Annotated in this window: 4 protein-coding genes and 1 pseudogene; 1 reads left to right on the top strand and 4 read right to left on the bottom strand. The window is 72.0% G+C overall.

Annotated elements, in window-relative coordinates; genetic code table 11:
• Positions 1-113: 113 nt before the first annotated feature.
• Positions 114-1,013, bottom strand: a complete 900-nt coding sequence (locus ACWF94_RS35985) for a LysR family transcriptional regulator (RefSeq protein WP_453498608.1) — start codon at positions 1,011-1,013, stop codon at positions 114-116.
• Positions 1,014-1,126: 113 nt separating this feature from the next.
• On the opposite strand from ACWF94_RS35985, the gene ACWF94_RS35980 reads away from it, so the two are divergent.
• Complete coding sequence (locus tag ACWF94_RS35980) at positions 1,127-2,083, top strand: EamA family transporter (RefSeq protein WP_453498605.1); 957 nt, start codon at positions 1,127-1,129, stop codon at positions 2,081-2,083.
• Here the strand turns inward: ACWF94_RS35980 and ACWF94_RS35975 are convergent.
• From ACWF94_RS35975 to ACWF94_RS35965, 3 genes and pseudogenes are all read right to left on the bottom strand, one after another.
• Positions 1,968-2,747 (bottom strand): annotated as a pseudogene (locus tag ACWF94_RS35975) (sugar phosphate isomerase/epimerase family protein); the annotation flags it as partial. The gene ACWF94_RS35980 and the pseudogene ACWF94_RS35975 sit on opposite strands and share 116 nt — an antisense overlap.
• Before the next feature lie 201 nt (positions 2,748-2,948).
• Complete coding sequence (locus ACWF94_RS35970; protein ID WP_453498602.1) at positions 2,949-3,125, bottom strand: hypothetical protein; 177 nt, start codon at positions 3,123-3,125, stop codon at positions 2,949-2,951.
• Positions 3,126-3,197: 72 nt separating this feature from the next.
• On the bottom strand, positions 3,198-3,608 hold the full coding sequence (locus tag ACWF94_RS35965; RefSeq protein WP_453498599.1) for a hypothetical protein: 411 nt from the start codon (positions 3,606-3,608) through the stop codon (positions 3,198-3,200).
• Positions 3,609-3,815: the final 207 nt, after the last annotated feature.

Raw genomic sequence — 3,815 nt, 5'->3', positions numbered from 1 at the left:
GTATGTGCGCACGCACCCCTCAGGGGGAGCCCGGCCGGTCGTGCGCCCAGGTCCCACGGCAGGCGCACTCGCGCGCACCCGTGCAGAGGCGCGCGGAGGCGCGCGGAGGCGCGTCAGAGTCGCGTGAAGTGGCTTCGCAGTGCCGCCACCGTCGCCGTGATCGAGGGCCGCCGTGCCGCCCCCGTACGCCACAGCGCGTACAGCCGGCGCCTCGGCACCGGGTCCAGCGGCACGGCCACCACGCCCGGGGGCAGGGTGCCCCGGCCGAGGCGGGGGATCATCGCGATGCCCAGGCCCGCCGCCACCAGGGCGAGCTGGGTGTGGTTCTCCTCGGCCTGGTGGGCGAGGTCCGGCTCGCAGCCGGCCGCGCGCAGCGTACGGATCAGCCAGTCGTGGCAGACGGTCCCCGGCGGCTGGCAGATCCAGCGCTCGCCCACCAGTTCCTCGCGCCGTACCGCGCCCCGCCCCGCCAGCGGATGCCCCTCCGGCACGAGCAGATCGCACAGATCGTCCCCGATGTACGCCTGCTCCACCCCCTCAGGCGCGGGCAGTGGGGCGATGTCCCAGTCGTGCGCCACCGCCAGGTCCGTCATGCCCCGGGCCACCAGATCGATCGACAGATGGGGATCGATCTCGGTCAGCCGAGGGTCGAGGCCGGGGTGCAGCCGTCCCAGCTCCGCGAGCACCCCGGGCAGCAGCCCCCGCGCCGCCGAGGCGAACGCGGCGATCGTCAGCCGCCCTGCGGGCTGCCCCCGCCGCTCCTCCAGCGTCGTCTCCGCCCGTTCGACGATCGCCAGCAGCTCCTGGGCCGTCGCGGCCAGATGGCGAGCCTCGTCCGTGAGCGCGACGCCCCGACCCCGCCGTTCCAGCAGGGTCGTCCGGGTCTCCCGCTCCAGCTTGGTGATCTGCTGCGACACCGCCGACGGTGTGTACCCCAGGGCGGTCGCCGCCGCCGCGACCGAGCCGTGCACCGCGACCGCGTGCAGCGCCCGCAGCCGTCCCAGATCGAGCATCCCGCACCCTCGTCCTCATCCGTAAGCAACACCCGATTCATAAGCAACGCTCAATCTCACCATAAAGAAACCTGTGCTGGTGCTAATGGGTCCCGCCCGGTGATCCTCAGTCCATGCGCCCCGTACACATCGCCCTCGCCGTCCTGGTCGCCGCGGTCTGGGGCGTGAACTTCGTCGTCATAGAGGTGGGGCTCGACCACTTCCCGCCACTGCTCTTCTCCGCGCTGCGCTTTCTGGTCGCCGCGGTGCCTGCCGTGTTCCTCGTGGGCCGCCCGAGGACCGCCTGGAAGTGGATCATCGGCGTGGGGCTGGCGCTCGGCGTCACGAAGTTCGGGCTGCTCTTCCTCGGTATGGCCCAGGGGATGCCGGCCGGACTGTCCTCCCTCGTCCTCCAGAGCCAGGCCGTGTTCACGGCGGTCCTCGCGGCCTTCTTCCTCGGCGAACGGCCCGGCCGGGCACGGATCGCCGGGATGGCGATCGCGCTGTCCGGCATCGCCCTCGCCGCGGTGGACGAGGGCACCTCGGGATCGCTGGTCGGTTTCACCCTGGTCGTCGCGGGCGCGGCCGGCTGGGGCGTGTCCAATGTGCTCACCCGCAAGGCGTCCCCGTCGGACGCCCTGAACTTCATGGTGTGGGTCTGTACGATCCCGGTCCTGCCGCTGCTCGCGCTCTCCCTGGTCTTCGAGGGCCCGCGGGCCGATCTGGCGGCGGTGCGCTCGATGGACTGGGGCAGCGCAGGGGCACTGGCGTTCATCGCCTGGGTCTCGACCGTCTTCGGCTTCGTCGCCTGGAGCCATCTGCTGTACCGCTACCCCGCCTCCTCCGTCGCCCCCTTCACCCTGCTCGTGCCCGTCTTCGGCATGTCGTCGGCCGCCTTCTTCCTCGGCGAGCCGGTCAGCGGCCTGCGCTGGGGCGCGGCGGTGCTGCTGGTCGGCGGGGTGGCGCTCACCGCGTTGGCGCGAGCAGGCTCAGCAGATACTCCCGGCCCGGTGCCAGCAGCCCCGGCAGCTCCGCCGCCCCCGGATACCAGCGCTTCTCGTACTCCCAGCTCAGCCAGGTCCCCGGGGTGAGCGGAGCCAGGCACTCCGCCAGCGGTACGGCGCCCGCGCCGAGCGGCAGCGGGGCCAGATCCTCGCGCGATGCCACATCCTTGACCTGCACATAGCCCAGGAACGGGGCGAGCGCGCCATACGCGGTGGCCGGCTCTTCCTCCTCCAGCCAGGGGTGCACCACATCCCAGATCGCGCCCGCGTACCGATGGCCGACCGGCCCCAGGATGCGGGACACCCCCGCCCCTGTGCGGTGCGAGTCATGGGTCTCCAGCAGAATCCGTACGCCCAGACCCGCCGCCGTCTCCGCCGCCGTGCCGAGCCTGCGGGCGGCGGTGGCGTCCGCGGTCTCCCGGTCCTGATCGCCGCCGCCGGGGAAGACCCGCACCTGGGTCGCGCGCAGATCCACCGCCAGCCGCAGCAACTCGGTGATCTCGTCCAGTACGGGTGCGTCGTCACCCGCCGCCGCGACCCGGGTGTACCCGCAGACGGCGATGACCTCCACCCCCGCGCCCTCGAACTCCCGCACCACGGCCGCCCGTTCCCCGGCCTCCATCCCCATGTGCACCGGCTCATCGGGGGCGGCCCGCAGCTCCACCCCCTGATATCCGGTGTCCGCCGCGAGCGCGGCGACCTCCCTGAGGGGCATGCCCGGCACTCCGAGCGTCGAGAAGGCGAATTTCATCCGGCTCGTTCCTTCCTGGAGGGGCAGCCGCCGGTCCCGGCCGACGAGATCCGCCCCGTAGGAGCCGCGCGGCTTCTCGGACAGGAGCGTGAACCCGGCCCGCTGATGGATCCGGCGGGCCCCGGCCAGTACGTCATCGGTCCACAGCACCAGTTCCCGGTACCGGCATGGGTACACACGGCCGGGGCGAACGCGCGTTGATCAGGTCGCCGGCTGCCCCGAGCCGGAACAGGTCGACCCGTCCGTCCCCTGGTGGATCGTCGTGGGGGAGCCGGACGGGGAGCCGACGATGGCGCCGCAGACGGGACAGCTACCTGCGCATCGGCCCAGGTCGAACCGGGCGCCACGGTTGGTGCAGGTGCATTCGGTGCATTCCATGTCAGGACACTCCTTTGGTGGTGTGGTGCCGACAGGGTGGTGCACTCCCCGGCCAGGTAGGGGACGGGGGCGTCAGAGGAGGCGCATGAAGACCCTGGCGGTGTTGTGGAAACGCACAGTCACGCCGTAGTAGCCGGGCCTCGCCTCGGCGCGGGTCGACCAGCGCTCGATGCCGGCGATCTCAGACGACTCGGACCGGGCGAGCAGCGCGGCCAGCCACGCCTCGGGGAGGTCCGTCGGCTGCGGTGTCCCGTCCGGGACGACCGGATCGCCGTGGACGGGGGCGTCGTCAAACCCTTCGTGCTTTGCGCCGTCCGGGAGCTGACCCACGATTCCCCACCGCGACTCTCCGTCTCCGGTGGTGATGGCAACCCCGCAGGGGGTCTTGGTCTCGCCTGTCTCTTCGAGCGTCTGTACCTGGATCGCGGTGGGATCGTTCTTGGCCAGGTCGATGACGAACTCCTGGAACCTTCGGGGACGCATGGGTGATCATTCCTCTCATGGCGGCCGGGCCAGTCTATGAGCCGGGACCGACAGATCACGCTGTGTTCAGGTGCCCGCCGGGACGCCCGCCACCACGAGCGGCGCACCCCGAGCCCAATCTCCCCCAGGGCTTCGCCTGGGTGGGGGTGCCCCCGGCGCAGCCAGGGGGAGTGCCCCCAGGCGGGGCTTGTAATAACGGCCCAGGCC

The organism is Streptomyces sp. NPDC055078 (genome assembly GCF_053607985.1).
The sequence above is the reverse complement of the archived record's forward strand: the minus strand, read 5'-3'. Positions and strand labels throughout refer to the sequence as shown.

Coding starts and splice junctions, on each gene's coding strand:
- ACWF94_RS35985 (WP_453498608.1), bottom strand. CDS start 1,013: ATGCTCGATCTGGGACGGCTGCGGGCGCTGCACGCGGTCGCGGTGCAC.
- ACWF94_RS35980 (WP_453498605.1), top strand. CDS start 1,127: ATGCGCCCCGTACACATCGCCCTCGCCGTCCTGGTCGCCGCGGTCTGG.
- ACWF94_RS35970 (WP_453498602.1), bottom strand. CDS start 3,125: ATGGAATGCACCGAATGCACCTGCACCAACCGTGGCGCCCGGTTCGAC.
- ACWF94_RS35965 (WP_453498599.1), bottom strand. CDS start 3,608: ATGCGTCCCCGAAGGTTCCAGGAGTTCGTCATCGACCTGGCCAAGAAC.